Source organism: Curtobacterium sp. MCBD17_008 (genome assembly GCF_003234475.1).
In the GTDB taxonomy this organism is placed as follows: Bacteria; Actinomycetota; Actinomycetes; order Actinomycetales; family Microbacteriaceae; genus Curtobacterium.
This window is the reverse complement of sequence record NZ_QKTK01000001.1, coordinates 165,083-190,910: the sequence shown is the minus strand read 5'-3', so window position 1 is coordinate 190,910 and position 25,828 is coordinate 165,083. Positions and strand designations below refer to the sequence as shown.

Sequence of the window (25,828 nt, the reverse complement as noted above, 5' to 3'; positions counted from 1 at the left end):
GCCGTGGTCGGCATCATCATGCCGACGGTCCCCTTGGCCTCGCGGAGGGCTCGGGTGGACGGGGTTGCAGTCATGGCCCGAGTATCCGTGGTGTACCAACGCCGTGTCAACCGTCCGCACGGACGGTGACGTGCGCGGACAGTGCCGCCACGTGACGGACGGGAGGCCCTCCATCCGTCCGATGGAGTGCCTCCCGTCCGTCAGGTGGTGCGGTCGCTAGTCGGCCAGACCGTAGAGGCGGTCGCCCGCATCGCCGAGGCCCGGGACGATGTACCCGTTCTCGTCGAGGCGCTCGTCGAGCGCGCCGAGGACGATCGTGACGTCACGGTCGCCGACCGCCTTCTCGAGGGCGGCGAGGCCCTCGGGCGCGCCCAGGATGCAGACGCACGTGACGTCGACCGCACCGCGGTCGAAGAGGAACTCGATCGCCGCGGCGAGGGTCCCACCGGTCGCGAGCATCGGGTCGAGCACGAAGCACTGGCGGTTCGACAGGTCGTCCGGCAGCCGCTCGGCGTAGGTCTGCGGCTCGAAGGTCTCCTCGTCGCGGGCCATGCCGAGGAAGCCGACCTCGGCCGTGGGGACGAGCTTGACCATGCCCTCGAGCATGCCGAGTCCGGCGCGGAGGATCGGCACGACGAGCGGACGGGGCTTCGCGATGGCCACGCCCATGGTCTGCGCGACCGGCGTGCTGATCGGCGTCGCCGTGACCCGGACGTTGCGCGTGGCCTCGTACGCGAGGAGCGTGACGAGCTCCTCGGTCAGGGCACGGAACGTGGGGGAGGGAGTGGTCCGGTCGCGGAGCACCGAGAGCTTGTGGGTGATGAGCGGGTGGTCGGCGACATGGACTCGCATAGGGTCGAGCGTACCGCGCCGCACCCCGACCGGCGGTCGCGGCCGTCGTCGGCGTCGGGGTGGAGGACGTGTGGAGCACCCGGCCGGACGACCGTTCGTCCCCGCCATGGAGCTGGCGCTGGCGGAGGCGCGGGCGTGCCTGGCCACCGGCGACGTCCCGGTCGGTGCCGTCGTGCTCGACGCCGCGGGGGACGTCGTCGCCGTGGGTCGCAACGAACGGGAGGCCCGTCAGGACCCGACCGCGCACGCCGAGGTCCTGGCGTTGCGCGCGGCCGCCGCGGTCACGGGGGACTGGCACCTGACCGCGCACACGCTCGTCGTCACGCTCGAACCGTGTCCGATGTGCGCCGGGGCACTGCTCGCCGCGCGCGTGCCACGGATCGTCTTCGGAGCGTGGGACCCCAAGGCGGGCGCGAGCGGCAGCGTCTACGACATCGCCCGTGATCGTCGGCTCCCACACCGCGCCGAGGTCGTCGCCGGGGTGCTCGAGCAGGACTGCGCGGCGCTCCTCGACGCCTTCTTCGCCGGGCGCCGCTGACGAGCCCGGGCGGCCGCCGGGACCGGTCCGTCAGTCGGCGGCGCGGAGCACGATCGCCTCGGTCGACGGGTGCGGCCCGTCCCGTCGGACGTCCGGCTCGATGTAGATGACCCGGGCGATCGGCACCGCGGCGCGCACGCGCTCCTCGACCGTGTCGATGCCGGCGGCGACGTCCCCGAGACGACGGTCGCCGTCGACCGCCACCTTGACGCCGACCATGAGCTCGTCCGGACCCAGGTACAGGGTCTTCAGGTGGATCACCGAATCGACCTCGGGGCCGTCGAGCACGGCCTGCTTGATCCGGGCGACGTCACCGGAGCTGGCGCCCTCGCCGACGAGAAGGCTCTTCGTCTCGACACCGAGCACGAGCGCGACGGCGATGAGCAGCACCGCGATGAGCACCGTGCCGATCGCGTCGAAGACCCCGTTGCCGGTGAGCACGGTGAGGCCGACGCCGAAGAACGCGAAGACGAGGCCGATCAGGGCCGCGGTGTCCTCGAGCATGACGACCGGCAGCTCCGGGGCCTTCGCGCGGCGGACGAACTGCACCCACGACTGGTCGCCCTTGTGCGGCCGTGCCTCCCCGAGCGCCGTGCGCAGCGAGAAGCCCTCGAGCCCGATCGCGATGACGAGCACGGCCATCGGCAGCCACCAGTTCTCGAGCGGGTGCGGGTGGGCGAACTTCTCGATGCCCTCGTACAGCGAGAACACGCCGCCGACCGAGAAGAGCACGATCGAGACGACGAAGGCGTACACGTACCGCTCACGGCCGTGACCGAAGGGGTGCTCCTCGTCGGCGGCCTTCCTCGCCCGCCGGCCGCCGAGCAGCAGGAGCAGCTGGTTCGCGGAGTCGGCGAGGGAGTGCACGCCCTCCGCGAGCATCGACGCGGACCCGCTGATCGCCGCCGCGATGAACTTCACGATCGCGATCCCGACGTTCGCACCGAGTGCGGCGAAGATCGCCTTGGTCCCTCCGGAAGCGCTCATGTGGCTGTCCGACCCCTTCTCGTACCGACCTCGACCACGATACTGGGCCGCCGGCCGTCGGGACGGTCCCGGTCGTCGGTAGGGTCGGGCCATGACCATCGCACTGCCCCGCGTCGCCATGCTCGGCGTCGGTTCCATGTCCGGCGCGGTCCTGCAGGGGCTCCTCGCCGCCGGGGTCTCGCCGGACTCCGTGGCCGTCACCACCCGGTCCGAGGCGTCCGCGTCGGCACACCGGTTCACCGGGCTGCACGCCGTCGCGTCCGAGGTGGACCCGGACGCGAACCGGGCCGCCGTGCGCGGGGCCGGCGTCGTGGTGCTCGGCGTGAAGCCCTTCGGCGTCGTGGACCTGCTCGACGAGGTCGCCGCCGACCTCGAGCCGGACGCGGTCGTCGTGAGCGTCGCCGTCGGCGTGACCACCGCCTCCATGGAGGCCCACGTGCCTGCCGGCGTCCGTGTCGTCCGTGCCCTCCCGAACACGCCGATCGGGGTCGGCCTCGGGGTCACCGGGATCAGTGCCGGCGCGTCGGCCGACGCCGAGGCGGTCGCCCTCGCATCGTCCGTGTTCGCCGTGTCCGGGGACGTCCTCGACGTCCCGGAGGCGCAGCTCGACGCGCTGTCCGCGGTGTCCGGGTCGGGCCCCGCCTACGTCTTCCTGTTCGTCGAGCAGTGGCAGCGGTCCGCGGAGGCGCTCGGGTTCAGCCCCGACCAGGCACGGACGATGGTGCAGGGCACGGTCCGCGGGGCGGTCGAGCTCCTCGCGCGGTCCGGCAGTGAGCCGGCCGACCTGCGCCGCGCGGTGACCAGCCCGAAGGGCACGACCGAGCGTGCCGTGGCCGTGCTGCAGGACGCCGACCTGGCCGACGTGCTCGAACACGCCGCCCGGGCCGCGATCGCCAGGGCCGAGGAGCTGTCGCGGCTCTGAGCCCGCCCCCCGGCGGGGCTACTCGAGCGCCGCGAACCGTTCGAGGTCCGTCTCCGTGCCCGAGACGATGATGACGTCGTCCTCGCCGATGACACTGTCCGGCGTCGCCGGCACGAACGCCTGACCGGGCGGCTTGATGCCGAGCACCGTCAGGCCGTGCCGCGTCCGGATGACCGTGGTCGCCAGGTCCCGCCCGCGGACCGCCCGCGGCGGGAACATCTTCACCACGGCGAAGTCGTCGTCGAACTCGATGAAGTCGAGCATCCGACCGGACACCAGGTGCGCCGTACGCTCGCCGGCCTCCCGCTCGGGGTAGACCACGTGGTTCGCGCCGATGCGGCTGAGGATCGTGCCGTGCGAGCGGCTGATCGCCTTGGCCCAGATCTGCGGGACGCCGAGGTCGACCAGGTTGGCCGTGATGAGCACGCTCGACTCCAGGTCCGAACCGGTGCCGACGACCGCGATGGCGAAGTCCTGCGCGCCGATCTGCTTGAGCGCGTCCATGTCGGTCGCGTCGGCCTGGACCGCGTGCGTCACCCGGTCCGACCACTTCTGCACGAGCGCGGCGTCCGTGTCCACGACGAGGACGTCACGCCCCTGCCGTTCGAGCTGCCCGGCGGTCGCGGCACCGAACCGCCCGAGACCGATCACGAGGACCGGGGCGTCGTGGCTGACGGGACCCTGCTGGGCGTGCGGACGGTGTCGGTCAGCCAACGATCGGCCTCTCCTCGGGACGGCGGAACAGCTGCCGGCTCTGACTGGCGGCGAGCGCGGCGGCGATGGTCACTGTACCGACACGACCGAGGAACATCGTGGCGGCGAGCACGTACTTCCCGGACTCCGGCAGGTCCGCGGACACCCCGGAGGACAGCCCGCACGTCGCGAAGGCCGAGATCACCTCGAACAGGACGCGGTCGAGCGGCTCGTGCGTGATCTGCAGCAGCACGACGGTGGCGACCGCGACGATGGTCGCCCCCCAGAGGACGATCGCGACCGCCACGCGCAGGACGTCGCTCGGGATCCGACGGCCGAACACCTCCATGCTCTGCCGGCCACGGGCCTCCGCGACGGCCGCGAGGAAGAGCACGGCGAGCGTGGTGACCTTGATGCCGCCGGCGGTGGAGGCGGAGCCGCCACCGATGAACATGAGCATGTCGGTGACGAGCAGGCTCGAGCCGTTCAGTTCGTCGAAGTCGACGAGCGAGAACCCACCCGACCGCGTCATCGTCGACAGGAAGAGCGCCTGGAACGCGGTGCGCCCGGCGCCCTCCTGTCCGAACGTCTCGGGGTTCGACGCCTCGAGGGCGATGTACGCCGCCGTGCCGCCGAGGAGCAGCACGAGGCTCGTCGCGAGCGTGAGCTTCACGTGGATGGGCCAGCGGCGGGGGGACCGGAGCTGCTTCGTCAAGGTCCGGATGACCGGGAACCCGATCGACCCGGCCACGACGCCGACCATCAGGAGGCTGAGGAACCAGTAGTCGTGGGCGTACGGGTCGAGACCGTCGGCGTTCGGCGCGAAGCCCGTGTTCGTGAAGGCCATCGCCGAGTAGTAGAAGGAGTCGCCGACCGCCGTCCAGAACGGCACACCGGTGACGAGCACGCTCGGCAGGAGCAGCAGACCGATGACGACCTCGATCGTCAGTGTGCTCACCGCGACGGTGAGCAGCAGCGTGCCGACGTCGCCGAGGCGGACCGCCTGGCCCTCCGGCACGGCGCCGTGGTGCGTGCGCAGCGGGTTCGAGTCCCCGGCCGCGATGAGCTTGGCGCGCAGCCCGAGGCGGCGGGTGACAACGAGCCCGAGGATCGAGGCGAAGGTGAGCACGCCGAGCGCACCGATCTGCGTCCCGATGACGACGAGGACCTTGCCGAACACCGACCAGTGCGTCGCCATGTCGACCGTCGCCAGGCCGGTGACACAGACGACGCTCGCCGCGGTGAACAGGGCGTCGGAGAAGTGCGTCACGGTCCCGTCCGCCGACGCCATCGGGGTCATGAACAGCGCCGTGAACAGGAAGATGAGCACGATGAAGACGAGGATCGCCAGCCGCGAGGGCGACGAGCGCAGGGCCGTCACGAGCTTCCCCGGGCGGCGCTGACCCGACAGGTCCCCGACGGTGGGGACCGGCTCGGTGCGGTCGAGCATCGTATGCCTCCGGGGACATGGGCGGGACGGTTCGTCATGGTACATCCGCACGGCCGCCGTTAGCCTTGCCGCATGGCCGACATCTTCAGCGTCGTCGCGGACCCGACGCGCCGGGCGCTGCTGGGCGAGCTCCTCACCGCCCTCGGTGCCGACGCGACCGGTGGCGAACTGAGCGTCGGGCAACTCGTCCTGCGACTCGGGGTCAGCCAACCGACCGTCTCGAAGCACCTCCGCGTCCTCCGCGACATCGGTCTCGTGACCAGCCGGGAGGAGGGGCAGCACCGCTACTACCGGCTCGACCCGGAGCCCCTGCTCGGCATCGAGGAGTGGGTCGTCCCCTTCACGAACGCCGTGGACGCCGACGGCACGCCCGCGACCACGTCGTGGACGCCGGACGGTCAGCCGGTGTCTGTCCGGAGGAGCGGTGCGGCCGGCAAGGCGACCGTGGAGGTGGGCACCGAACTCGGCCGGGTGATGGCCGAGGCGTCGCACCGCGCGACGGTCGCGATCACCGGTGCGCAGCAGGGCTGGGAGCGGGTCGTCGACCGGAGCCGGCGTCGCTTCACGAAGCGGCCCGAGGACGACTGAACAGTTGCTGGACACCGGGCTGCACGCGCCCCTACAGTGACCAGGGACCACACAGGTCACACCACGAGCCAGCCCGAAGGCGGACCATGACCGGCAGTTTCGACGACGTGCGCTTCCTCACCGTCGCGGAGGTCGCCGAGATGATGCGCGTCTCCAAGATGACGGTCTACCGCATGGTCCACGCGGGGGAGCTCCCCGCCATCCGCTTCGGCCGGTCCTTCCGGGTGCCGGAGTCGGCGGTCGCGGAACTCCTGCGCGGCGGCATCGCCGACGTCGGCTGACCCGCACGAAGCACGACCGTTCCACACCGGGCGTCCACCGTCCGTTCCGGCGCCGTTCGACATCGCAGCAGCCAGCCGGTAGACTCGGGCAGGTTGATTTTCCGCGGCTTCATCGGCCCGGTGTCCGTACATCAGCATCAGTCCGAGCGAGGTCCACATGGGTTCTGTCATCAAGAAGCGTCGCAAGCGCATGGCGAAGAAGAAGCACCGCAAGCTCCTTCGCAAGACGCGCCACCAGCGTCGCAACAAGAAGTAGGTCGAGAGACCCGCAGCAAGAGCCCCGGTCCGCCGGGGCTCTTGCGTTTCCCGGGCTCGTCGACGACCGCACCGGGACGTCGCCGCCGCACACGCCGCCTGGAGGCCCGTCAGCACATCGGGAGTGCCCGCACCGGCGCGGGTAGCCTGGTCGCATGCCAGCCGTGACGCTCCTCACCAAGCCCGGATGCCACCTCTGTGACGACGCCCGTCCGATCGTCGAACGTGTCGTCGCCGACCGTCCCGGGGTCACGTTCGAGGAGCGGTCGATCCTCGACGACGACGCCCTCCGCCTGGAGTACGCGGAGGACATCCCCGTCGTGCTCGTCGACGGACGGGTGCACAGCAACTGGCACGTCGATCCCGAGCGACTCGCCCGGGCGCTCGAGCAGGCCGAGGCCCGCGCATGATCCGCCACGTGGTCTCCTGGACCCTGCGCGAGGACCTGGACCGCGACGACGCCGTGGCCCGGATCCGAGAACTCCTGACGGGGCTCGTCGGGGTCATCCCGTCCATCAGGTCGCTCCAGGTGGTCGAGAACGTCGCCTACCCGGGGAAGAACCAGGACGTCGCCGTCGTCGCGGAGTTCGACGACCTGGCCGGTCTCGACGAGTACCAGGTGCACCCCGACCACCAGGCGGCCGCCGCCGAGATCCGCGGTCTCGTCACCGCGCGGGCGGCCATCGACTGGCAGGACTGAGCGGCGCGGGTCGCCGCTGTCGGCGCGCGTCGCTGCTGTCGGCGCGCGTCGCTGCTGCCAGCGCGCGTCGCTGCCGGCGCGCGTCGCTGCCGGCGCGCGTCGCTGCCGGCGCGCCGCTGCTGCCGGCGCGCGCCGCTGCTGCCGGCGCGCGTCGGACCGGCCCAACGAGAACCGGCTCGAACCACGGACGTCCGTGGTTCGAGCCGGTTCTCGTTGTGCGGCGCCGGTCGGCGCCGCTCCCGCGCCGGTCGGCGCCGGTCGGCGCCGGTCGGCGCCGGTCGGCGGCGCTCCGCGCCGGGCTCCGGCGTGAGGCGCGCTACGGCGTGAGGCGCGTCGGGCCGCGGAAGAGGTACGTGACCTCGCGGATGGACGGCTCGCCGAGCATGAGCATGAGCACGCGCGCGAGGCCCATCCCGAACCCACCGTGCGGCGGGACGCCGTAGCGGAAGAAGTCCAGGTACCAGCCGAGCTCGGCGGGGTCCAGGCCCTTCTCCTCCGCCTGCGCGGTCAGCACGTCGACGCGGTGCTCGCGCTGCGCGCCCGTGGAGATCTCGGCGCCGTTGAACAGCAGGTCGTAGCTGTTCGTGAGCGTCGGGTCGTCGGCGTGACGCATGTGGTAGTACGGCCGGATCGAGGCGTCGTAGTCGGTGACGAAGACGAACTCGGAGCCGTGGTGCTCCTTCGCCCATGCGGAGACGCGGCGCTCGCCCTCGGGGTCCAGATCACCGTCGGCGCGGACGACCTCGTAGCCGCTGTCCGCGACGATCTTCCGCGCTTCGGCGAGGGTCACACGGGGGAACGGCGTCGTCGGGACCTGCAGCTCGAAGCCGAAGACCTCCTCGATCGCGGTGCCGTACTTCTCCTTGACGGCCGTGATGCCGGCGACGAGGACCTCCTCGTGCATCGCCATGACGTCTGCGTGCGACTCGATCCACGAGAACTCGGCGTCGACGCTGGTGAACTCCGTGGCGTGCCGGCTGGTGAACGAGGGGTCGGCGCGGAACGCGTCGGCGATCTCGAACACGGCGCCGAAGCCCGCGGGCTGTGCCATCTGCTTGAAGTTCTGCGGCGACTGCGCCAGGTACGCCGTCGTCTCGAAGTACTCGAGCTGGAAGAGCTCGGCGCGGGACTCCGATGCGGAGGCCATCAGCTTCGGGGTGTGGATCTCGATGTAGTCGCGCTCGACCCAGTACGTGCGGAACGCGTGCTCGAGGGTCGTCTGGATGCGGAAGATCAGGTTCTGCTTGCGGTTGCGCAGGTCGAGGAAGCGCCAGTCGAGGCGCTTGTCGAGCGAGGAGTCGTCCGCGATCGGGGTCTCGGGGATGGCGGCACTGACGACGGTCAGTTCGCCGACCTTGACCTCGAGCCCGCCGAGCTTCACGCGCTCGTCCGCCTTGAGCGTGCCGGCGACGTGGATGAACGAGCCGTGCGCGAGGCCCGAGATCGTCTCGGTGGTCGCGAGGGCCGCAGCGGACGCGTCGTCGCCCTCGGCCGCTTCACGCGTCGCGGGGTTCACGAGCTGGACGGCGCCGGTCTCGTCGCGCAGCACGACGAACTGCACCTTCTTCTGATCGCGGACGGTCTCGACCCATCCGGCCACGGAGACGGGGCCGTCGGGGAGGCTTGCCAGGTCGGCGATGCGGGTGCGTTCGATCACGGTCGTCGAGTCTACCGGCCGGGCGCGGGAACGGCGTCGCCTGTGCAGAACCCGGGTCCGGGAGGTGGCCTTCCGCCCACAGCCGCGACTCGTCGCTCGGCTGTCCACAGTCCGGCCGGGAGGCCCGTGCCGGCCCGGCGACGTCCGTAGCGTCGTCGTCGTGGCCAGGTCGTAGGACGAACGGGGCGGTACCCGTGACGGAGGGTCCGGGAAGGTGCTGCGACCTGGTCACCCCTCTCGCTCGTGCCGGACGAGCGCGCCCGCGTCAGGCGGACGTCCCAGCAGACGGGAGAGGACGGATCAGGGCAGCGAGGCGCGCAAGGACCCGAGTGTGCCGATGAACTCCTCGGCCATGGCCGCCCGCTCCAACAGCTTCGCGTGCCGGGCGGTGGCGTCCTCGAGGAACGCGTCGAGCCGGGCGGCGAGGTCCGCGGCCTCGGCAGGGTCGCCGGCCGTCAGTCCGTCGACGACGCGGAGGAGCCCGGCCATCTCCTCGAGCGTGAACCCGAGCGGCTTCATCCGCCGGATGACGAGCAACCGCTCCAGGTCACCGGCCGTGTAGACGCGGAACCCGCCGGCGGTGCGGCCGCTCGGGACGAGGAGCCCGACCTCGTCGTAGTGCCGGATGGACCGGAGTGACATCCCGGTGCGCTCGGCGAGTTCGCCGATGTGCATGGTCGCGGGGACGTCGGGAACGGTCATGTCCGACATCGTGGCAGAGCCCGGTGGGTGGGAGGCTGACCGCGCGGCCGCGCCCGCCAGCGGGACGCCCGGCCGCGCTGCCCTCCCGCTGGTCGCCGCGCTCGTGCTGTCGGGGCGTCGTCATCCCTACCCTCACGTGAGGGTAGGGTTGCGGCGATGTCGATCTCCACCGCTGCTCCCGTCACGCCGAGCGTCCGCACCGCCCTGCGGTCCCCGCGCCTCCTCACCCGGGAGGTCCTGGCGGGGGTCGTCACGGCGCTCGCCCTCATCCCGGAAGCGATCTCGTTCTCCGTGGTCGCGGGCGTCGACCCCGCGGTCGGCCTCTTCTCGAGCGTCGTCTTCGCGATCGTCATCTCGGTCGTCGGCGGCCGGCCGGCGATGATCTCCGCCGCTGCCGGATCGGTCGCGCTCGTGATCGCACCCCTCGTGCGGGACCACGGCGTCGCGTACCTCGTCCCGGCGATCGTGCTCGGCGGCGTGTTCCAACTCGTGCTCGGGTTCCTCGGCGTCGCGCGGCTGATGCGCTTCATCCCACGGAGCGTCAACCTGGCGTTCGTCAACGCGCTGGCGATCCTCATCTTCACCGCGCAGCTGCCGAACCTCCTCGGCGACGGAGTGCCACCCGTCGTGTGGCCCCTGACCGCCCTCGGCGTCGCGCTCATCGTCGGCGTCCCGTTCCTCACCAAGGCCGTCCCGGCACCGCTCATCGCCGTCGTCGTCGTGACGGCGATCACGATGGTGTTCGGCATCGCGGTCCCCACCGTCGGCGACGAGGGCTCGCTCCCCACCGCCCTGCCGGGGTTCACCGGCATCACGGTCCCGTTCACCCTGGACACCCTGCGGATCATCGCGCCGTACGCCTTCGGTGTCGCGATCGTCGGCCTCATCGAGACGCTGCTCACCGCGCAGCTCGTCGACGCCGTCACCGAGACCCGCTCGAGTGCCTGGCGGGAGTCGTGGGGTCAGGGGATCGCGAACGTCGCCTCGGGCTTCTTCGGCGGCACCGGCGGGTGCGCGATGATCGGGCAGACCGTCATCAACGTCAAGACCGCGGGTGCCCGCACCAGGGTCTCGACCTTCGTCGCCGGGGCAGCGGTCCTCGTCCTGACGATCGTCCTGCACGACCTGGTCGCACAGATCCCGATGGCGGCGCTCACCGCGGTGATGCTCATGGTCTGCGTCGCCACGTTCGACTGGCACAGCATCCGGCCGCGCACCCTCCGCCGCATGCCCCTCGGCGAGACCGCCGTCATGGTCATCACCGTGCTGGTCGTCGTGGCGACCGAGAACCTCGCCACCGGGGTCCTCGTCGGGGTCGTCGTCGCAGCACTGGTGTTCGCCCGCCGGGTCGCTCACGTCGTCGAGGTCGTGCGCGAACCGGTCGACGAGCGCACGGTCCGCTACCGGGTGCGCGGGGCACTGTTCTTCGCGTCCTCGAACGACCTCGTCAACCGGTTCTCCTACGCCGAGGACCCCGAGTACGTCGTCGTCGACATGTCCGAGGCGCACGTGTTCGACGCGAGCACGGTGGCCGCCCTGGACGGGGTCGAGCAGCGGTTCGCGAAGCACGGGTCCACGGTGGAGGTGGTCAACCTGAACACCGGTTCGACCGCCCTGCACGGTCGGCTGTCCGGGCACCTCGACTGAACGGTCCCGAAGTCCGTGGATCCGCTGTGGGGCCGGTGGACGAGCGGGACCGACCTACACTGGAACCCATGCCCGCGACCAAGATCCACCTCGTGCGGCACGGCGAGGTCCACAACCCCGACCGTGTCCTCTACGGGCGGCTCCCGGGCTTCGGTCTGAGCGAGCTCGGCACCCGGATGGCCCAGGCCTCGGCCACCGTTTGGAAGGACGCCGGCATCGACGTCCGGGCGATCGTCGCCTCGCCGTTGCAGCGCACGCAGGAGTCGGCCGCGCCGTGGGCGGCGGTCTACGGCCTCGACGTCCGCATCGACGAACGGCTCATCGAGCCGACGAACCGCTACGAGGGCCAGCCGCCGGGGTTCACCAAGCGCTCGGTCCGTCGGCCGAGTGAGTGGCCGTGGATCGCGAACCCCATGCGCCCGAGTTGGGGCGAGGCGTACGAGTCGATCGCCAACCGGATGCTCGCCGCCGTCACGACCGCGTGGGAGAGCGTCGACGAGGGCGACGTCGTCCTCGTGAGCCACCAGCTGCCGATCTGGATGGTGCACCGTCGGCTGGCGGGGGAGCCCCTCTGGCACGACCCCCGGAAGCGCCGGTGCGACCTCTCGAGCATCACGACCCTCGTGCGGACCCCCGGCACCGCGGCCGTCCGGTTCACCGAGGTCGGGTACGCGGACCCGGCGGCAGAGCTCCGCGCCTCGGCCATCGACGAAGGAGCAGTGTGATGCGCACAACCCGCACCCGGACCCGGACCGCCGGTGCTGCAGCGATCGCGATCGCGACGGTGCTCGTGCTCGTCGGCTGCTCCTCGAGCAACGACTCCCTGTCGAAGCAGTACGGGAACGGCAGCACCCAGAACTACATCTCGGGGACCGGTGCGGTGACCGAGGTCGCGGCAGCCGACCGCTCCGACCCCGTCGACTTCACCGCTGAGTCGATCACGGGCGACGAGCTGTCGTCGAAGGCGATGCGCGGCGACGTCGTCGTCATCAACTTCTGGTACGCCGGCTGCCCGCCGTGCCGGGCAGAAGCGAAGCACCTCAACACCGTGCACGACCGGTTCGCCGACGACGACGTGCAGTTCGTCGGCGTCAACGTCCGTGACGAGGCCGGTACCGCGGAGGCCTTCGAGCGCAAGTTCGGCGTCGACTACCCGACGGTCCTCGACGCCCGGACCGGCACCATGCAGCTCGCGCTCTCCGGTGAGATCGCCCCGAACGCCGTGCCGACGACGATCGTCCTCGACGAGCAGGGCCGGGTCGCAGCGCGGGTCCTCGGTGCGGTCGACGGACCGGGCATCCTCACCACCCTGGTGGACGACGAACTGTCCGGCAAGGTGTCCTGACCGGTGTCCAGCGGCAACCCCTTCGCCGACGCGATCTTCAGCGGGCAGCTCCTCGTCGGGCTGCCCGTGGCGGCGCTCGCCGGGCTCGTCTCGTTCCTGTCGCCGTGCGTGCTGCCCCTCGTGCCGGGCTACCTCGGGTACGTGGGCGGGATCGCCGACGGCTCGCGGCACTCGCGCGGACGCGTGCTCCTCGGCGTGCTCCTGTTCGTGCTCGGCTTCACCGTCGTCTTCGTCCTGGGGTCCGCTGCGGCGGGCGCGGTCGGCTTCTGGCTCGTGCGCTGGCGGGACCTCATCGTGCAGCTCATGGGCATCGTCGTGATCGCGATGGGCCTGGTCTTCATCGGACGGTTCACGTTCCTGCAGCGGACCGTCAAGTCGTCCTTCACCCCGCGCACCGGGCTGCTCGGCGCCCCGCTGCTCGGCATCGTGTTCGCGCTCGGGTGGACGCCCTGCATCGGCCCGACCCTGGCGGCGATCAACCTCATCAGCTTCCAGTCCGGCAGCGCCTGGCAGGGCGTCGTGCTCGGCATCGCGTACTGCATCGGACTCGGCGTCCCGTTCCTGCTCGTCGCACTCGGCGCCGGATGGGCCTCGGGCGCGATCGGCGTCGTCAAGCGGCACATGCGCACCGTCAACATCATCGGAGGAGCGATCCTGATCGTCATCGGTCTGCTCATGGTCACCGGCATCTGGTCGGCCGTCATGTCGAGCGTCGGGGCGGTGATCCAGAGCTTTGTCCCCGCGGTCTGAGCGCAACGAGGACGACCTGGTCGACGAGGCCGGGACCGGTGCCGACCGCACGTCGGACCCCCAGCGACCGTCCGACCACGTCGACGGGACCCCGGCCGCGTCGAGCGCCCGGGACGACGGGATCGCGCAGCCGAAGCTCGGTGTCGTCGGGTACCTCCGCTTCGCCTGGCGTCAGCTGACGAGCATGCGCACGGCGCTCTTCCTGCTCATGCTGCTCGCCCTCGCGGCCATCCCGGGGTCGCTCGTGCCGCAGCGGCAGGCGGACCCGAACGGCGTCGTGCAGTACGAGAACGACCACCCGACGCTCTTCCCGGTGCTCGACAAGCTGCAGGTGTTCGACACCTACACGTCCGTCTGGTTCTCGGCGATCTACCTGCTGCTCTTCGTCTCGCTCATCGGCTGCATCGTGCCGCGCACCCGCCACCACTGGCAGGCGCTGCGGACACGGCCCCCGAAGACGCCGGCGCGACTCGGTCGGCTCGCCGGCTTCCGCACCGTCGCGGTGACCCCCGAGACGGTCCGTGCCACCGCGACCGGTGCCGGCGCGGAGGGCGTGGCCGCGACCGCCGGGGCGGACGCCGCCCCGGGCCTCCCGTCCGTCGACCACGCCGTGACGTCCGCGATGGCGCAGCTGAAGCGCTCCGGCTACCGCGTCGAGCGGTTCGGGGACTCCGTCAGCGCCGAGCGCGGGTACCTCCGCGAGACCGGCAACCTGGTGTTCCACGCGGCCCTCGTGGGTGTGCTCCTGGCCGTCGGCCTCGGTGGCGGGTTCAGCTACACCGGCCAGCGACTGCTCGTCGAGGGGCAGACCTTCACGAACGTCCTCGGCTCGTACGACTCGTTCAACCCCGGCCGCTGGTTCTCGCAGTCGGACCTGCAGGGCTACAACCTGACGCTCGACGACTTCGAGACGAAGTACGAGGAGACCAACCTCGACGCACTCGGGCAGGCGACCGACTACTCCGCGACCGTGACCGGCCGGACCCGGGACGGCGCGGAGAAGACGAGCCGACTCGGCGTGAACGAGCCGCTCGCGATCGGCGGGACGAACGTGTACCTGCTCGGCAACGGCTACGCGATGCAGGTCACGGTGCGGGACGGCGAGGGCGACGTGGCGTTCCAGGACGTCGTGCCCTTCCTGCCCGAGGACGCGAACTACACCTCGACCGGCGTCATCAAGGTCCCGGACGCGTCACCGGATCAGCTCGGCATGATCGGGTTCTTCTACCCGACCGCGGTGAAGCAGAGCACCGGTGCCTTCGCGTCGGCGTACCCGGACACCGAGAACCCGATGCTGTCGCTGCAGGTATACACGGGCGACCTCGGCCTGGACGACGGTGTCCCGCAGAGCGTCTACCAGCTCTCGACGAAGGGGCTGACGCAGATCGCGGGCCGGCAGGCGGACACCCCGAGCATCTCGATGAAGCCCGGCGAGACGAAGCAGCTCCCGGACGGCGCCGGGTCGATCACCTTCGACGGGGTGAAGCGCTACGTGTCCCTCGACGTGCACCACGACCCGTCGCAGCTCTGGGTCGCCGCCTTCGCGATCCTCTCCGTGCTCGGCCTGCTCACCTCGCTGTTCGTCCCGCGCCGACGCGTGTGGGTCAAGGCCGTGCGGCGGACGGGTGCGGAGCACGGGGAGTTCGACCTCGAGTACGCGGGTCTGGCCCGCGGTGAGGACCCGAACCTCGAGCGGGCGGTGGCGGACATCGCCCAGCGGCACATGTCGGACCTCGGAGTTAGGATCGCCCAGTGAACACGACAACCCTCGCCACCTACTCGGTGGTCCTGACGTACTCCGCGATGGCGGTCTACGTCATCGCGTTCATCTCGTTCGCGCTCGACATGGCCAAGCGCGCCGGAGACGTCGGCGCGGCCGGCTCGGCGACCGGAACCGCCTCGCGTGACGGGGCAGCGGCCACGGTGGCGACCGTGCAGGGCGGCACCGTCGTCCTGGAGCGAGTCGAGCAGCAGAGCCCGGGCGGCGGTCAGCGCGGATCCCGGTTCGAACGGGTCGGCATGGCCATGACGGTGCTCGCCCTCGTGGTGCACGTCGGCGCGATCGTCCTCCGGGGCATCGCGGCCGAGCGAGTGCCGTGGGGCAACATGTTCGAGTTCTCGCTCACGGGCACGGGGCTCATCATCCTGGTGTTCCTGCTCGTGCAGTTCTGGCAGGACCTCAAGTTCCTCGGTGTGTTCATCACCGGCCTGACGATCATCCTGCTCGGCATCGCGACGGTGAACTACTACGTGCCCGTCGTGCCGCTGCAGCCCGCGCTGCAGTCGTACTGGCTCGTCATCCACGTCTTCGTCGCCATCGCCGGCACCGGGTTCTTCGCCCTCGGCGCGGGACTCGCGGTCGCGCAGCTCGTCCAGACGTACCGCCTGGGACGTCCGGAGTCGCGGAAGCTGCGCTTCATGGCGACGCTGCCCGACGCGGACCGCCTCGAGGTCCTCAGCTACCGCGTGATCCTGGTCGGCTTCGTGCTCTGGACCTTCACGCTCATCGCCGGCGCGATCTGGGCCGAGCGCGCCTGGGGCCGGTACTGGGGGTGGGACACCAAGGAGGTCTGGACCTTCATCATCTGGGTGCTCTACGCCGGGTACATCCACGCCCGCGCGACCCGTGGGTGGCGTGGTGCGCGCTCGTCGTGGCTGGCGCTCATCGGCTTCGCGGCCGTGATGTTCAACTTCTCGGTGGTCAACGTCTTCTTCAAGGGGCTGCACAGCTACTCCGGGCTCTGACACCGGCGCGTCGCCGACGCGGCTCCGGACGGACGGGAGGCCCGACACCAGCTGGTGTCGGGCCTCCCGTCCGTCGTGTGGGCGGCGTGGTCACCGCGCGGTCAGGAGCGCGTGCACCCGACGCAGTCGCGCCTCCCACCACGCGGTGCGGTCGGGGGCCGCAGCCCAGCGTTCGAGCAGGGCGGTGTCCGCCTCGACCCGGCGCACGGCGATCCGCCCGTCGACGGGCACCAGCGGGTCGGCGGTCACGTCGCCCGTGAGCATCACGCCCGTGCCGAGTCCGGCGGCGTAGCTGGGGGCCATCGCAGCGGCGGCGAGGAACGCGCCCATCCCGAGCCCGACGGAGGTGTCGAGCGCGCTGGAGACCACGCAGGGCAGGCCGGCCTCGGCGATCACCGCGCGTGCCGCGGTGACGCCGCCGAGTGGCTGCGCCTTGACCACGAGGACGTCGGCGGCTCCGGCCCGGGCCACGGCCAGCGGGTCCGCGGCCTTGCGGACGCTCTCGTCGGCCGCGATCAGGACACCGAGGCCCGCCACGCGCGACCGGAGGGCGGCGAGGTCCGCGACCGAGGCGACCGGCTGCTCGGCGTACTGCAGGCGGAACGGAGCGAGCCGTTCCAGGGCGCGGGTCGCGTCGTCGAGCGACCAGAGCCCGTTCGCGTCGACGCGGACGGCGGCGTCCTCGCCCATCGCGCGGCGGACGGCGGCGACCCGGGCGACGTCGTCCTCGATGCCCGTCCCGGGCTCGGCGACCTTCACCTTCGCGGTGGTGCACCCGGGGTAGCGCCGGAGCAGGTCGGGGACGTCCGCCGCGGCGATCGCGGGCACCGTCGCGTTGACCGGGACCGAGTCGGCCGCCGGTCGGCGCGGCGTCCACCCGAAGTCGATGGTGGCGCGGAGCCACGCGGCGGCCTCGGCGTCGTCGTACTCGACGAAGGGGGAGAACTCGGTCCACCCCTCGGGGCCGCGGAGGACGAGTGCCTCGCGCACGGTGATGCCGCGGAAGCGGACCCGCATCGGCAGGGCGACGACCCTGGCGGTCGCGAGCAGGTCGTCCAGGTCGGGGACGGCGGCTGTGGACGACGACGGCGCGCCGCGGTCGGACGGTGATGACGGAGCGGTCGGCGGGGTCACATCGGGCACGCCGCCATCCTCGCAGCACGCTCCATGTGTCCTCCCGGCTGTTCCGAGGGGACCGCCAGGGCAGCGCACTACCATCGCTCCGGTCGACCACCGGTCGGCCGGGTCGGCACCGTCCACGGAGCCGACCGTGGAGCGACGAGGTGGATCGACGAGGAGGCCCGGTGGCGACCGACGAGTTCGCGCGGCTCATGCGCCAGGGCACCGTCGACGTCCGCCGTCAACCTGCCGACCGCCGTCGCCGCAACCCCGTCATCGGGAAGATCGCGCTCGGCCTGGCCGTCGTCGCAGCGGCGGTGGACGCGAGCGCCTTCGCCGTCTTCATGGGCGGGGACACCACGTTCGCGTTCGGCATCTGCTTCGTGGTCGTCTTCCTCACCCTGGTCGCGGCGGTCCTCGGCTTCATCTCGGCCGTCGGGTCGTTCGGCCGCTGGTACGGGGTCGTCGGGGTCGTGCTCGCCTTCTTCGCGAACCCGGTGATCCTCATCGTGCTCGTCGTCATCGTCGCGCCGGAGATGCTCGCCGGCATGCAGTAGGAGCGGTCCGACCGGGCGGGAGCGGACCTGGCCACCGGGGCCCGCGGTAGGTTCGGGACATGCCCTCTGCCGTCTCCGACCTGTTCGACCCCGACGTCTGGACCGCTGCTCCGATCGCCGAGCGGTTCACCGACGTCACCTACCACAAGCACGTCTCCGGCGGCATCGTCCGGGTGGCGTTCGACCGCCCCGAGGTACGGAACGCCTTCCGCCCGCGTACGGTCGACGAGCTCCACCGGGCACTGGACGACGCCCGCCAGGACCCCCGCGTCGGCGTGGTCCTGCTCACCGGCAACGGACCGAGCCCGAAGGACGGCGGGTGGGCGTTCTGTTCCGGCGGCGACCAGCGCATCCGGGGCCGAAGCGGCTACCAGTACGTGGGCGACGAGGGCGCACCGCCGGAGGGCGTCGACCCCGCTGCCGCCCAGGCGTCGATGGGACGGCTGCACATCCTCGAGGTGCAGCGCCTCATCCGGATGATGCCGAAGGTCGTCATCGCGGTCGTCCCCGGATGGGCAGCGGGCGGCGGGCACTCGCTGCACGCGGTCTGCGACCTCACCATCGCGAGCGCGGAGCACGGGAAGTTCAAGCAGACCGACGCCGACGTCGGCTCCTTCGACGGTGGCTACGGCAGCGCCTACTACGCGAAGCAGATCGGCCAGAAGCTCGCGCGTGAGGTCTTCTTCCTGGCCGAGGAGTACTCCGCCCAGCGTGCCTACGAGATGGGCGCCGTGAACAAGGTCGTGCCGCACGAGGACCTGGAGCGCGAGGCCATCCGCTGGGGCGAGACGATCCTGGGCAAGTCGCCGACCGCGATCCGGATGCTCAAGTACGCCTTCAACGCGGTGGACGACGGCATGGTCGGTCAGCAGGTCTTCGCCGGCGAGGCCACGCGGTTGGCGTACGGCACGGACGAGGCCGTCGAGGGCCGCGACTCCTTCCTCGAGAAGCGCTCGCCCGACTGGACCGCGTTCCCCTGGCACTACTGATGCCGCGTCCGCTGGTCGCGACGAGCGCGGCCGACCCGCTGGTCGTGCTCCGCGGACTGGAGGCCGCCCTGACCGGCGGCCCCGCACTGCTCCCCGTCGCGGTGGACGGTCCGCCGCTGCCGACGCGCGCGCCGACCCACGTGCCGCAGGGGGTGGCCCTGGTCGTCGAGACGAGCGGCTCCACCGGGACGGGCAAGCGCGTGGCGCTGTCTGCGGCGGCGCTGCTCGCCGGTGCCGCCGCCGCGGACGCGGCCCTCGGCGGTCCGGGCGGCTGGGTGCTCGCCCTGCCGACCCACTACATCGCGGGCCTCAACGTGCTGACCCGGTCGATCGTCGCGGGCACGACCCCGGTCGTCGTCCCGCCCGGGCACTTCGACGCCGGGGCGTTCGCCGACGCAGCGGACCGGCTCGAGGTCGGCCCGGCAGGCCCGCGTCGGTACACCTCGCTCGTGCCCGTCCAGCTCGCGCGCGTGCTCGACGACCCCCGGGCCACCGCGGCCCTCGCGCGGTTCGACGCGGTGCTGGTCGGCGGGCAGGCGACCCCCGCCGCACTGGCCGACCGGGCGCGCGGTGCCGGTGTCCGCGTCGTGACGACGTACGGCGCGAGCGAGACGAGCGGGGGCTGCGTCTACGACGGCGTCCCCTTCGACACCGTCCACGCCGAAGTGCTCGACGGCGAGCTGCAGCTGACCGGACCGATGCTCGCCGAGGGGTACCTCGGTGACGACGAGCGGACGGCGGCCGTCTTCACCGAGCGTGACGGCCGCCGCTGGTACCGCACCGGCGACGCCGCGACGATCGAGGACGGACGCGTCCGGGTGTCCGGTCGACTGGACGACGTGGTCGTCTCCGGCGGGGAGAAGGTCCCGCTCGGCGCGGTGGAGCGGGCCGTGCGCGAGCTGCCGGGCCAGGACGGCGCGGTCGTGACGCGCCGGGCGTCGGGGGAGTGGGGCGAGGTGCCGGTCGTGGTGACGGAGCGGGCCGTGCCGCTCGAGGTCGTCCGGGCCCGCGTCGGCGACGCACTCGGCCGTGCCGCACGTCCCGCCGCGGTGCTCGTCGTGGACCGCATGCCGATGCTCCCGTCGGGCAAGCCCGACCGACGAGCCGTCCGCGCGCTGGCCGACCCGGACGCCTGAGCAGCTCGCGCTCCTGACCCGCCGGGTCCTCCCACCGGTGGTGGTCGTGCGACGGACGCACCACGCGCGGATACGATGGGCGGTCGTGGCAGGAGCGAAGAAGACGACACGTCCCAAGGGCAGGTCCGGCAACCCGGCGAAGGCGGCAGCGCCGCAGCGGAACACCCGCCGCGCGACCGCGAGCGACTGGATCGGCGGAGCACGGCTGCGGACCCTGACGCTCGGCGTCGTCCCGGTGGTCCTCGGAACCGGGGTGGCCTACGTCGACAGCCGGGTCCCCGGTGACTTCGGGTCCTTCCTGTCGGCGGACGGACGCGTCGCCATCGCGCTGCTCGCCCTCGCCGTGGCGCTGTTCCTGCAGATCGGCGTCAACTACAGCAACGACTACTCGGACGGGGTCCGCGGCACGGACGAGTTCCGGGTCGGTCCGGCCCGGCTCACCGGATCGGGGCTCGCCCGACCGCGGACGGTCCTGACGGTGGCGCTGACGTTCTTCGGTCTCGCGGCGGTCGCCGGCCTCGTCATCGTGCTGCTCACCCAGCTGTGGTGGCTGCTCTTCGTCGGAGCAGCAGCCATCGTCGCCGCCTGGTTCTACACCGGTGGGAAGAAGCCCTACGGGTACAACGCGCTCGGCGAGGTCTTCGTCTTCGTGTTCTTCGGGCTGGTCGCGGTGCTCGGCACCCAGTTCGTGCTCATCCGTCAGGTCACCCTGAGCGGCTGGGCCGCAGCGGTCGCCGCGGGCCTGTTCGCGTGCGCCGTGCTCATGGTGAACAACATCCGTGACATCGACGAGGACACCGCGGCGGGCAAGCGCACCCTGGCGGTCGTGGTCGGTCGGCCGGTCGCCCGCGTGCTGTTCGCGCTCTTCCTGATGCTGCCGTACGTCGTGCTCGTCTGGTTCGTGCTGCTCTACTTCCGGAGCGGGTACACGTACTTCTCGCTCCTGCTCGCGCTGCCGGCGCTGGCGATCGGCGTGTCCTCGCGCAAGCCCCGGGAACTCATCACGGCGTTGCAGCTGTCGTCGTTCTCGGCGCTGGCGTTCGGTGTCGTGCTCGCCGCGACGCTCGCCGTCCAGCCGTAGCGGCCGGACGCCTGCGCTGCCGCTACTGCTTCGCGGTGTCGGTGCCGCCCGTGCCGGTGCGGCCCGCCTCGTGGGCGGGATCGGAGTCGGCGGCGTCGACGAAGTCGTCCTCGAAGTCGCTGTCGGCGTCGCGCTCCGGGCGGGCCCGGCGCTGGGCGATCGACGAGGTCACGGCGCTCCGGAGTCCGGGCAGCGCGATGTACGACACGAGCAGGCCGATCAGGGCTGCGCCGATCGCCGCCCAGTACCAGGGCAGGCCGACCAGCAGCAGCAGGAGGAGCGCCGCCGCGAAGATGCCGAGCCGGGCGAGGGTGTAGACGAGCCACGCTTTCACCCTGCAAGTGTACGGACGCACGGCTCGGCGTCGCCGTGACGGTCGGAGGGCGGTCACAGGCTGCCGACCTAGACTCCGGAGATGGTCAGACTGTGGCTCGTCATCGTCGTCGCCGCCGTGGCGTTCACGGTGTTCGCGCTCATCGACTGCGCCACCATGCCCCGGTCCCGCGTGCGGTCGCTGCGGAAGGGCATCTGGATCCTGCTCGTCCTCGTGCTCCCGGTCGTCGGCGGCGTGCTGTGGTTCCTGCTCGGCCGGACGCCGGCGCGCGGGCAGCGCGGTGGCGGCGGCGGCGGTGCCGGGTACCGTGGTCCCGAAGACGACCCGGACTTCCTCGGGGGCACGACGCCTCCCGGGCTGCTGAGCGATGACAAGGACCAGGACGACGCGACCCTCCGATCCCTCGAAGAACAGTTCCACGACGGCGACGACGACGGCCGCCCCGATCGCTGACGGACCGTCCGCCGACGGACCGTCCGCTGACGGCAGCGTCGCGTCCGGCAGCCCCGCGACCGACTTCGCACTCGCGTTCCTGCAGGAGCTCGCGCGGGCCGGCGTGACCGATGTCGTCGTGAGTCCCGGTTCCCGTTCGCAGGCCCTGGCACTCGCGGCCGTCGCCCTCGAGCGCGCGGGCGGCATCAGCGTGCACGTGCGCCTCGACGAGCGGACGGCCGGGTTCTTCGCGCTCGGTCTCGCGGTCGAGTCCGGTCGACCCGCTGCGGTCGTCACGACCTCGGGCACCGCGGTCGCGAACCTGCACCCTGCCGTGCTCGAGGCACACCACTCCGGCGTGCCGATGATCGTCGTCTCGGCCGACCGGCCCGCCGAACTCCGCGGGATCGGCAGCAACCAGACCACCGTGCAGCCGGGCATGTTCGGGTCGGCCGTCGACTTCGTCCGGGACGTCCAGGCGCCGAGCACCCACGGGGTGGACGACGACGTGCGCGCCACCGTCCGGGCCCTGGTCCGGGAGGCCGTGGCCGCTGCCGCCGGTCACGCAGGGCAGCCCGGCCCGGTCCAGCTCGACCTCGCGTTCCGCGAACCGCTCTCCGCCGGACTCGACGGCGTCGAGGGCGTCCCGGACGACGAGGTCGACCGCGAGTACGCGCTCCGCCGCACGGCCGCAGCGCTGCCGGCGGCGGAACTCGCCCCCGACGACGAGCCGGCCACGGTCGTGATCGCCGGGCACGACGCCGGCGTCGACGCCGAGCGCATCGCGTGGGAGCTCGGAGCGCCACTGCTCGCCGAGGTCTCCAGCGGGGCGCGCTTCGGACGCAACGCCGTAGCGGCCTACCGGGACCTCCTCCGGGACGAGTCCTTCGGCGGTCGTGTGCGTCGGGCCGTCGTGCTCGGGCACCCGACGCTGAGCCGCGAGGTGCCGGCGCTCCTGCAGCGCGCGGACGTCGAGACGATCGTGGTCCGCGGAGCCGGTGCTGACGTGTACGACCCGGCACGGGCCTCCCGGCCGTCGGCGTCCACGCGGGTCGTCTCGGACGTCCGCGTGACCGGACCGACCGGCCCCGCGCACCGCGCCTGGGTCGGACGCTGGGTGGCGGCGAGCCGGTCGCTGCTCGGCGGCGGCGACGCCGGACCGGACCTCGACGCGAAGCGGTCCGCGGACCGCGCCGAACGGAACCGGTTCCTCAAGGACGAGGTCGCGCTGCGCCGTCGTCCGGTGGACCGGGCCATGCTCGCCGAGGCCGTGTGGGGAGCGACGTGGCCGCACGACCGACTGGTCTTCGGGGCGTCCCAGATCATCCGCGAGGCCGACATGACCGTCCCGGGCAAGAAGATCCAGGTGCACGCGAACCGGGGTCTGGCGGGCATCGACGGGACGATCTCGACGGCGCTCGGCATCGCGACCGCGCTCGAGGCCGCGGCCGGCACGGTCGGCACGACCCGCGTCGTCGTCGGGGACCTCACGTTCCTGCACGACCTCGGGGGTCTCGTCACCGGGACCGAGGAACACCGCCCACGACTCCAGGTCGTCGTGGGGAACGACGGCGGCGGCGCGATCTTCCGCGGACTCGAGGTCGCCGCGACCACGGCACCCGAGGACATGCGGCGGATGATGACGACGCCGCAGTCCGTCGACGTCGAGCGCGTCGTGACCGGGCTCGGGTGGGAGTACCGGCGCGCGGCGACGTGGGGGGACCTGGAGCGCGTGCTGACCGACCCCGCCGGACGTGTGGTCATCGAGGTGCCGCTGGCGGACTGACGGGGTCCGGGGGGCGCCGTCCCTGAGGCCAGCCAGCCCGGCGGCCCCGACGCCCGGCCGGTCGTCCCGGCGCTCAGGCCAGGGCGTCCGTGATCGGTCGGAACTTCAGCCGCGTCTCCGCCACCTCGCGCGCCGGGTCCGAACCGGCGACGATCCCGGCACCGGCCCAGGCACGGACGGTCCCGTCGTCCTCGATCTGCGCGCTCCGCAGGGCGAGCATCCACTCGCCGTCACCGGAGGCCCCGAGCCAGCCGACGGGACCGGCGTACCGACCGCGGTCCATGCCCTCGAGCTCGGCGACCAGGCGGACGGCGACGTCGGTCGGGGTGCCCGCGACGGCGGCGGTCGGGTGCAGCGCGTCGGCCACGTCGAGCGCGGTGACCCCGGCGGGCAGCACGGCCTCGACGTCGCTGGCGAGGTGCCACAGGTTCGGCAGCTGCAGCCGGAACGGTTGCGGGTCGACGCGGAGGTCGGCAGCGATCGGACGCAGCGAGGCGACGAGGCTCGAGATCGCGAAGGCATGCTCCTGCAGGTCCTTCACGCTGGCGGCGAGCGTCTCCGCGGCCACGCGGTCGCTCTCCGCGTCGGCACCGCGGGCAGCGCTGCCGGCGAGCACCCGTGCGGTCAGCGTCCGGCCCTCGGTGCGGGCGAGCGTCTCGGGGGTGGCGCCGACGAGCCCGTCGACCGCGAAGGTGACGCAGGACGGGTACGCGGCCGCCAGGTCGAGCAGGACCGCGCGGCGGTCGGCGCCGGGCGGCAGCGTCCCGACCAGGTCCCGCGCCAACACGACCTTCTGCGCGCGGCCGTCCGCGATGGCGCCGACCGCGGCGGCGACCGAGGCGGCGTACGCGTCCTCGTCCACCGCACCCGGGCGGAGCGGCACCGAGACGTGCGGGCCGACGCGGGGGACCGGGACCGACGTGCTCGAGAACGGCAGGGGTGCGGGGGAGTCCGTCGTGTCGATCGCGGTGATCCACGCGCGACCCCGCCGACGGCCGACCACGACACGCGGCACGATGAGCACGCTCGTCGCGTCGGAGTCGTCCGCGAAGGCGAACGCCCCGAACGCCACCAGTCCGCTGCCCCGCATGCGCACCGGGTCGTCGACGGTGGCGGCGGCGGTGACGTCGCGCCAGACGGCGGACGCCTCGCGCATCCGACCCGGGCCGGAGAACTCGAACCGGAGCGCCTCGCCGATGCCGACGATCCCGTCCCCGTTCCGCACGAAGGCCAGCGGGTGTTCGGCGAGGGTGTGGCGGAGCACGGCGCCCGGGTCGTCGAGGATCCGGGTCGAGACCGTGAGCGGCTGCACCGCTGTGGCGGGACGGGTCACGGACCGATGCTACGCGCCGACCCGCACGGCGGCCGCCGGGTCCCGGGGCGGGTGTGCACACCGCCACGCCCGTGCGGGACGCGCCCGGGGTGCTCCACTCCTGCACGGCTGCCGGGAAGCGCCGGGTCGCGGGCTCTAGGATGACCGGGTGAGCAGAGCGGACATGCACAAGCGGCCGGACGAAGTGGCGGCCATGTTCGACGACGTCGCGGCGAAGTACGACCTGACCAACGACATCCTGTCGGCCGGCAACGCCCCGCTGTGGCGCGTCGCGACGGTCAAGGCCGTCGACCCCCAGCCGGGCGAGCGCGTGCTCGACCTCGCGGCGGGGACGGGCACGAGCTCGGCGGCCCTCGCCAAGAAGGGTGCCGAGGTCACGGCACTCGACCTGTCGTCCGGCATGATCGCGGTCGGTCGTGAGCGCCACCCCGAGATCACCTTCGTCGAGGGCGACGCGGAACACCTGCCGTTCGAGGACGAGTCCTTCGACGCGGTCACGATCTCGTTCGGGCTGCGCAACGTCAACGACCCGATGCAGGCACTCACCGAGATGCTCCGCGTCCTCAAGCCCGGTGGCCGGCTCGTCATCTGCGAGTTCTCGACGCCGCCGTTCGCCGCACTCCGGTTCGGCTACAACACGTACCTCAAGCGCGTGCTGCCGGGCATCGCCAAGCTCTCCAGCAGCAACCCGGCCGCGTACCGCTACCTGGCCGAGTCGATCGAGGCATGGCCCGAGCAGCAGATCCTCAGCCAGTGGCTCCGCGGCGTCGGCTTCACGATGGTGGCGCACCGCAACCTGACCGCCGGTATCGTCGCGCTGCACCGCGGCCGGAAGCCCGTCGCCGGCAGCGTCCGCGAGTCGGCTGCCCGTCGTGCGAAGGCGCGTCGGGACCACCAGCCGACGGGCGAGCAGCCCCGCGTCGAGCCCGAGGCCCAGGCCTAGGCCCCG

The 25,828-nt window shown here is 72.2% G+C and carries 29 protein-coding genes; 20 read left to right on the top strand and 9 right to left on the bottom strand.

Annotated elements, in window-relative coordinates; genetic code table 11:
• Positions 1-216 precede the first annotated feature (216 nt).
• Positions 217-852 carry a uracil phosphoribosyltransferase gene (gene upp / locus DEI95_RS00920; protein ID WP_110890048.1) on the bottom strand — a complete coding sequence of 212 codons (636 nt, stop codon included), beginning with the start codon at positions 850-852 and terminating at the stop codon, positions 217-219.
• A 106-nt stretch (positions 853-958) separates the two neighbouring features.
• Here upp and DEI95_RS00915 point away from each other — a divergent pair, with 106 nt between their 5' ends.
• Positions 959-1,390, top strand: coding sequence for a nucleoside deaminase (locus DEI95_RS00915; protein WP_110890187.1), 432 nt, complete (start codon positions 959-961; stop codon positions 1,388-1,390).
• Positions 1,391-1,420: 30 nt separating this feature from the next.
• Here the strand turns inward: DEI95_RS00915 and DEI95_RS00910 are convergent, their stop codons facing one another.
• The gene (locus tag DEI95_RS00910; RefSeq protein WP_110824661.1) at positions 1,421-2,377 is read right to left on the bottom strand and encodes a cation diffusion facilitator family transporter; all 957 of its coding nucleotides are present in this window, start codon (positions 2,375-2,377) and stop codon (positions 1,421-1,423) included.
• Positions 2,378-2,468: 91 nt separating this feature from the next.
• On the opposite strand from DEI95_RS00910, the gene proC reads away from it, so the two are divergent.
• On the top strand, positions 2,469-3,299 hold the full coding sequence (gene proC / locus DEI95_RS00905) for a pyrroline-5-carboxylate reductase (protein WP_111059085.1): 831 nt from the start codon (positions 2,469-2,471) through the stop codon (positions 3,297-3,299).
• Between the two features lie 18 nt (positions 3,300-3,317).
• On the opposite strand, the gene DEI95_RS00900 is transcribed toward proC, so the two are convergent.
• Together DEI95_RS00900 and DEI95_RS00895 are read right to left on the bottom strand one after the other, a co-directional pair.
• Positions 3,318-4,013 (bottom strand): TrkA family potassium uptake protein, encoded by a 696-nt coding sequence (locus DEI95_RS00900; RefSeq protein WP_110824659.1) that lies wholly within the window; start codon positions 4,011-4,013, stop codon positions 3,318-3,320.
• Positions 4,006-5,442 carry a TrkH family potassium uptake protein gene (locus tag DEI95_RS00895; protein WP_110824658.1) on the bottom strand — a complete coding sequence of 479 codons (1,437 nt, stop codon included), beginning with the start codon at positions 5,440-5,442 and terminating at the stop codon, positions 4,006-4,008. Before DEI95_RS00895 ends, DEI95_RS00900 begins: the two co-directional genes overlap by 8 nt.
• Before the next feature lie 72 nt (positions 5,443-5,514).
• On the opposite strand from DEI95_RS00895, the gene DEI95_RS00890 reads away from it, so the two are divergent.
• The 5 genes from DEI95_RS00890 (at position 5,515) to DEI95_RS00870 (ending at position 7,266) form a co-directional block, all read left to right on the top strand.
• The gene (locus DEI95_RS00890) at positions 5,515-6,030 is read left to right on the top strand and encodes a helix-turn-helix transcriptional regulator (protein WP_111059084.1); all 516 of its coding nucleotides are present in this window, start codon (positions 5,515-5,517) and stop codon (positions 6,028-6,030) included.
• A gap of 86 nt (positions 6,031-6,116) precedes the next feature.
• Positions 6,117-6,311: a helix-turn-helix domain-containing protein gene (locus DEI95_RS00885; protein ID WP_058729786.1), complete on the top strand. Its 195-nt coding sequence runs from the start codon at positions 6,117-6,119 to the stop codon at positions 6,309-6,311.
• 157 nt (positions 6,312-6,468) lie between these two features.
• Positions 6,469-6,567: a 30S ribosomal protein bS22 gene (locus tag DEI95_RS00880; RefSeq protein WP_003792170.1), complete on the top strand. Its 99-nt coding sequence runs from the start codon at positions 6,469-6,471 to the stop codon at positions 6,565-6,567.
• Positions 6,568-6,721: 154 nt separating this feature from the next.
• Positions 6,722-6,976 carry a glutaredoxin family protein gene (locus DEI95_RS00875; RefSeq protein WP_110824655.1) on the top strand — a complete coding sequence of 85 codons (255 nt, stop codon included), beginning with the start codon at positions 6,722-6,724 and terminating at the stop codon, positions 6,974-6,976.
• The gene (locus DEI95_RS00870) at positions 6,973-7,266 is read left to right on the top strand and encodes a Dabb family protein (protein ID WP_110824654.1); all 294 of its coding nucleotides are present in this window, start codon (positions 6,973-6,975) and stop codon (positions 7,264-7,266) included. Before DEI95_RS00875 ends, DEI95_RS00870 begins: the two co-directional genes overlap by 4 nt.
• A 316-nt stretch (positions 7,267-7,582) precedes the next feature.
• Here the strand turns inward: DEI95_RS00870 and aspS are convergent, their stop codons facing one another.
• Together aspS and DEI95_RS00860 are read right to left on the bottom strand one after the other, a co-directional pair.
• Positions 7,583-8,923: an aspartate--tRNA(Asn) ligase gene (gene aspS, locus DEI95_RS00865; protein ID WP_111059083.1), complete on the bottom strand. Its 1,341-nt coding sequence runs from the start codon at positions 8,921-8,923 to the stop codon at positions 7,583-7,585.
• A 300-nt stretch (positions 8,924-9,223) separates the two neighbouring features.
• A complete protein-coding gene (locus tag DEI95_RS00860) occupies positions 9,224-9,625 on the bottom strand; it encodes a MerR family transcriptional regulator (protein ID WP_110890043.1) in 402 nt (133 codons plus the stop codon).
• Positions 9,626-9,781: 156 nt separating this feature from the next.
• Between DEI95_RS00860 and DEI95_RS00855 the strand changes: the two genes are divergently transcribed.
• The 6 genes from DEI95_RS00855 to ccsB all read left to right on the top strand — a co-directional run bounded on the left by DEI95_RS00855 (position 9,782) and on the right by ccsB (position 16,112).
• A complete protein-coding gene (locus tag DEI95_RS00855; protein WP_110911504.1) occupies positions 9,782-11,272 on the top strand; it encodes a SulP family inorganic anion transporter in 1,491 nt (496 codons plus the stop codon).
• A 68-nt stretch (positions 11,273-11,340) separates the two neighbouring features.
• On the top strand, positions 11,341-11,997 hold the full coding sequence (locus DEI95_RS00850; RefSeq protein WP_111059082.1) for a histidine phosphatase family protein: 657 nt from the start codon (positions 11,341-11,343) through the stop codon (positions 11,995-11,997).
• Positions 11,997-12,617 carry a TlpA disulfide reductase family protein gene (locus DEI95_RS00845; protein ID WP_111059081.1) on the top strand — a complete coding sequence of 207 codons (621 nt, stop codon included), beginning with the start codon at positions 11,997-11,999 and terminating at the stop codon, positions 12,615-12,617. Before DEI95_RS00850 ends, DEI95_RS00845 begins: the two co-directional genes overlap by 1 nt.
• 3 nt (positions 12,618-12,620) lie before the next feature.
• Positions 12,621-13,367 carry a cytochrome c biogenesis CcdA family protein gene (locus tag DEI95_RS00840; protein ID WP_110824648.1) on the top strand — a complete coding sequence of 249 codons (747 nt, stop codon included), beginning with the start codon at positions 12,621-12,623 and terminating at the stop codon, positions 13,365-13,367.
• Positions 13,351-15,123, top strand: coding sequence for a cytochrome c biogenesis protein ResB (locus tag DEI95_RS00835; RefSeq protein WP_110890039.1), 1,773 nt, complete (start codon positions 13,351-13,353; stop codon positions 15,121-15,123). The genes DEI95_RS00840 and DEI95_RS00835 overlap by 17 nt, the downstream gene beginning before the upstream one ends.
• 47 nt (positions 15,124-15,170) lie before the next feature.
• Entirely contained in the window at positions 15,171-16,112 is a 942-nt protein-coding gene (gene ccsB, locus DEI95_RS00830; RefSeq protein ID WP_110824841.1) for a c-type cytochrome biogenesis protein CcsB, read from the top strand.
• Positions 16,113-16,202: 90 nt separating this feature from the next.
• On the opposite strand, the gene DEI95_RS00825 is transcribed toward ccsB, so the two are convergent.
• The gene (locus DEI95_RS00825; protein WP_258367398.1) at positions 16,203-17,171 is read right to left on the bottom strand and encodes an o-succinylbenzoate synthase; all 969 of its coding nucleotides are present in this window, start codon (positions 17,169-17,171) and stop codon (positions 16,203-16,205) included.
• Positions 17,172-17,416: 245 nt separating this feature from the next.
• Between DEI95_RS00825 and DEI95_RS00820 the strand changes: the two genes are divergently transcribed.
• The 4 genes from DEI95_RS00820 to DEI95_RS00805 all read left to right on the top strand — a co-directional run bounded on the left by DEI95_RS00820 (position 17,417) and on the right by DEI95_RS00805 (position 20,994).
• Positions 17,417-17,788 (top strand): hypothetical protein, encoded by a 372-nt coding sequence (locus DEI95_RS00820; protein ID WP_110824646.1) that lies wholly within the window; start codon positions 17,417-17,419, stop codon positions 17,786-17,788.
• A gap of 59 nt (positions 17,789-17,847) precedes the next feature.
• Positions 17,848-18,777, top strand: a complete 930-nt coding sequence (locus DEI95_RS00815) for a 1,4-dihydroxy-2-naphthoyl-CoA synthase (RefSeq protein ID WP_110824645.1) — start codon at positions 17,848-17,850, stop codon at positions 18,775-18,777.
• Positions 18,777-19,913, top strand: coding sequence for an AMP-binding protein (locus DEI95_RS00810; protein WP_181436149.1), 1,137 nt, complete (start codon positions 18,777-18,779; stop codon positions 19,911-19,913). The genes DEI95_RS00815 and DEI95_RS00810 overlap by 1 nt, the downstream gene beginning before the upstream one ends.
• A gap of 85 nt (positions 19,914-19,998) precedes the next feature.
• Complete coding sequence (locus tag DEI95_RS00805; RefSeq protein ID WP_258367376.1) at positions 19,999-20,994, top strand: 1,4-dihydroxy-2-naphthoate polyprenyltransferase; 996 nt, start codon at positions 19,999-20,001, stop codon at positions 20,992-20,994.
• Positions 20,995-21,016: 22 nt separating this feature from the next.
• Here DEI95_RS00805 and DEI95_RS00800 read toward each other — a convergent pair whose 3' ends face one another.
• Complete coding sequence (locus DEI95_RS00800) at positions 21,017-21,328, bottom strand: DUF4229 domain-containing protein (RefSeq protein ID WP_110824643.1); 312 nt, start codon at positions 21,326-21,328, stop codon at positions 21,017-21,019.
• Between the two features lie 81 nt (positions 21,329-21,409).
• Here DEI95_RS00800 and DEI95_RS00795 point away from each other — a divergent pair, with 81 nt between their 5' ends.
• Positions 21,410-21,781, top strand: coding sequence for a PLDc N-terminal domain-containing protein (locus tag DEI95_RS00795; protein ID WP_110824642.1), 372 nt, complete (start codon positions 21,410-21,412; stop codon positions 21,779-21,781).
• A complete protein-coding gene (gene menD / locus DEI95_RS00790; protein ID WP_111059080.1) occupies positions 21,696-23,546 on the top strand; it encodes a 2-succinyl-5-enolpyruvyl-6-hydroxy-3-cyclohexene-1-carboxylic-acid synthase in 1,851 nt (616 codons plus the stop codon). The genes DEI95_RS00795 and menD overlap by 86 nt, the downstream gene beginning before the upstream one ends.
• 73 nt (positions 23,547-23,619) lie before the next feature.
• Here menD and DEI95_RS00785 read toward each other — a convergent pair whose 3' ends face one another.
• Positions 23,620-24,879, bottom strand: a complete 1,260-nt coding sequence (locus tag DEI95_RS00785; protein ID WP_111059079.1) for an isochorismate synthase MenF — start codon at positions 24,877-24,879, stop codon at positions 23,620-23,622.
• Positions 24,880-25,027: 148 nt separating this feature from the next.
• Between DEI95_RS00785 and DEI95_RS00780 the strand changes: the two genes are divergently transcribed.
• On the top strand, positions 25,028-25,822 hold the full coding sequence (locus DEI95_RS00780; RefSeq protein ID WP_111059078.1) for a demethylmenaquinone methyltransferase: 795 nt from the start codon (positions 25,028-25,030) through the stop codon (positions 25,820-25,822).
• The last annotated feature ends 6 nt before the right edge of the window (positions 25,823-25,828 follow it).

What these genes read in the sequence shown, in the direction of transcription:
- DEI95_RS00810 (WP_181436149.1), top strand. Translation starts at nt 18,777, where the DNA reads ATGCCGCGTCCGCTGGTCGCGACGAGCGCGGCCGACCCGCTGGTCGTG.
- DEI95_RS00880 (WP_003792170.1), top strand. Translation starts at nt 6,469, where the DNA reads ATGGGTTCTGTCATCAAGAAGCGTCGCAAGCGCATGGCGAAGAAGAAG.
- ccsB (WP_110824841.1), top strand. Translation starts at nt 15,171, where the DNA reads ATGGCGGTCTACGTCATCGCGTTCATCTCGTTCGCGCTCGACATGGCC.
- DEI95_RS00860 (WP_110890043.1), bottom strand. Translation starts at nt 9,625, where the DNA reads ATGACCGTTCCCGACGTCCCCGCGACCATGCACATCGGCGAACTCGCC.
- DEI95_RS00795 (WP_110824642.1), top strand. Translation starts at nt 21,410, where the DNA reads ATGGTCAGACTGTGGCTCGTCATCGTCGTCGCCGCCGTGGCGTTCACG.
- DEI95_RS00895 (WP_110824658.1), bottom strand. Translation starts at nt 5,442, where the DNA reads ATGCTCGACCGCACCGAGCCGGTCCCCACCGTCGGGGACCTGTCGGGT.
- DEI95_RS00815 (WP_110824645.1), top strand. Translation starts at nt 17,848, where the DNA reads ATGCCCTCTGCCGTCTCCGACCTGTTCGACCCCGACGTCTGGACCGCT.
- DEI95_RS00875 (WP_110824655.1), top strand. Translation starts at nt 6,722, where the DNA reads ATGCCAGCCGTGACGCTCCTCACCAAGCCCGGATGCCACCTCTGTGAC.
- proC (WP_111059085.1), top strand. Translation starts at nt 2,469, where the DNA reads ATGACCATCGCACTGCCCCGCGTCGCCATGCTCGGCGTCGGTTCCATG.
- menD (WP_111059080.1), top strand. Translation starts at nt 21,696, where the DNA reads ATGACAAGGACCAGGACGACGCGACCCTCCGATCCCTCGAAGAACAGT.
- DEI95_RS00910 (WP_110824661.1), bottom strand. Translation starts at nt 2,377, where the DNA reads ATGAGCGCTTCCGGAGGGACCAAGGCGATCTTCGCCGCACTCGGTGCG.
- DEI95_RS00915 (WP_110890187.1), top strand. Translation starts at nt 959, where the DNA reads ATGGAGCTGGCGCTGGCGGAGGCGCGGGCGTGCCTGGCCACCGGCGAC.
- DEI95_RS00855 (WP_110911504.1), top strand. Translation starts at nt 9,782, where the DNA reads ATGTCGATCTCCACCGCTGCTCCCGTCACGCCGAGCGTCCGCACCGCC.
- DEI95_RS00850 (WP_111059082.1), top strand. Translation starts at nt 11,341, where the DNA reads ATGCCCGCGACCAAGATCCACCTCGTGCGGCACGGCGAGGTCCACAAC.
- upp (WP_110890048.1), bottom strand. Translation starts at nt 852, where the DNA reads ATGCGAGTCCATGTCGCCGACCACCCGCTCATCACCCACAAGCTCTCG.
- DEI95_RS00845 (WP_111059081.1), top strand. Translation starts at nt 11,997, where the DNA reads ATGCGCACAACCCGCACCCGGACCCGGACCGCCGGTGCTGCAGCGATC.
- DEI95_RS00885 (WP_058729786.1), top strand. Translation starts at nt 6,117, where the DNA reads ATGACCGGCAGTTTCGACGACGTGCGCTTCCTCACCGTCGCGGAGGTC.
- DEI95_RS00890 (WP_111059084.1), top strand. Translation starts at nt 5,515, where the DNA reads ATGGCCGACATCTTCAGCGTCGTCGCGGACCCGACGCGCCGGGCGCTG.
- DEI95_RS00870 (WP_110824654.1), top strand. Translation starts at nt 6,973, where the DNA reads ATGATCCGCCACGTGGTCTCCTGGACCCTGCGCGAGGACCTGGACCGC.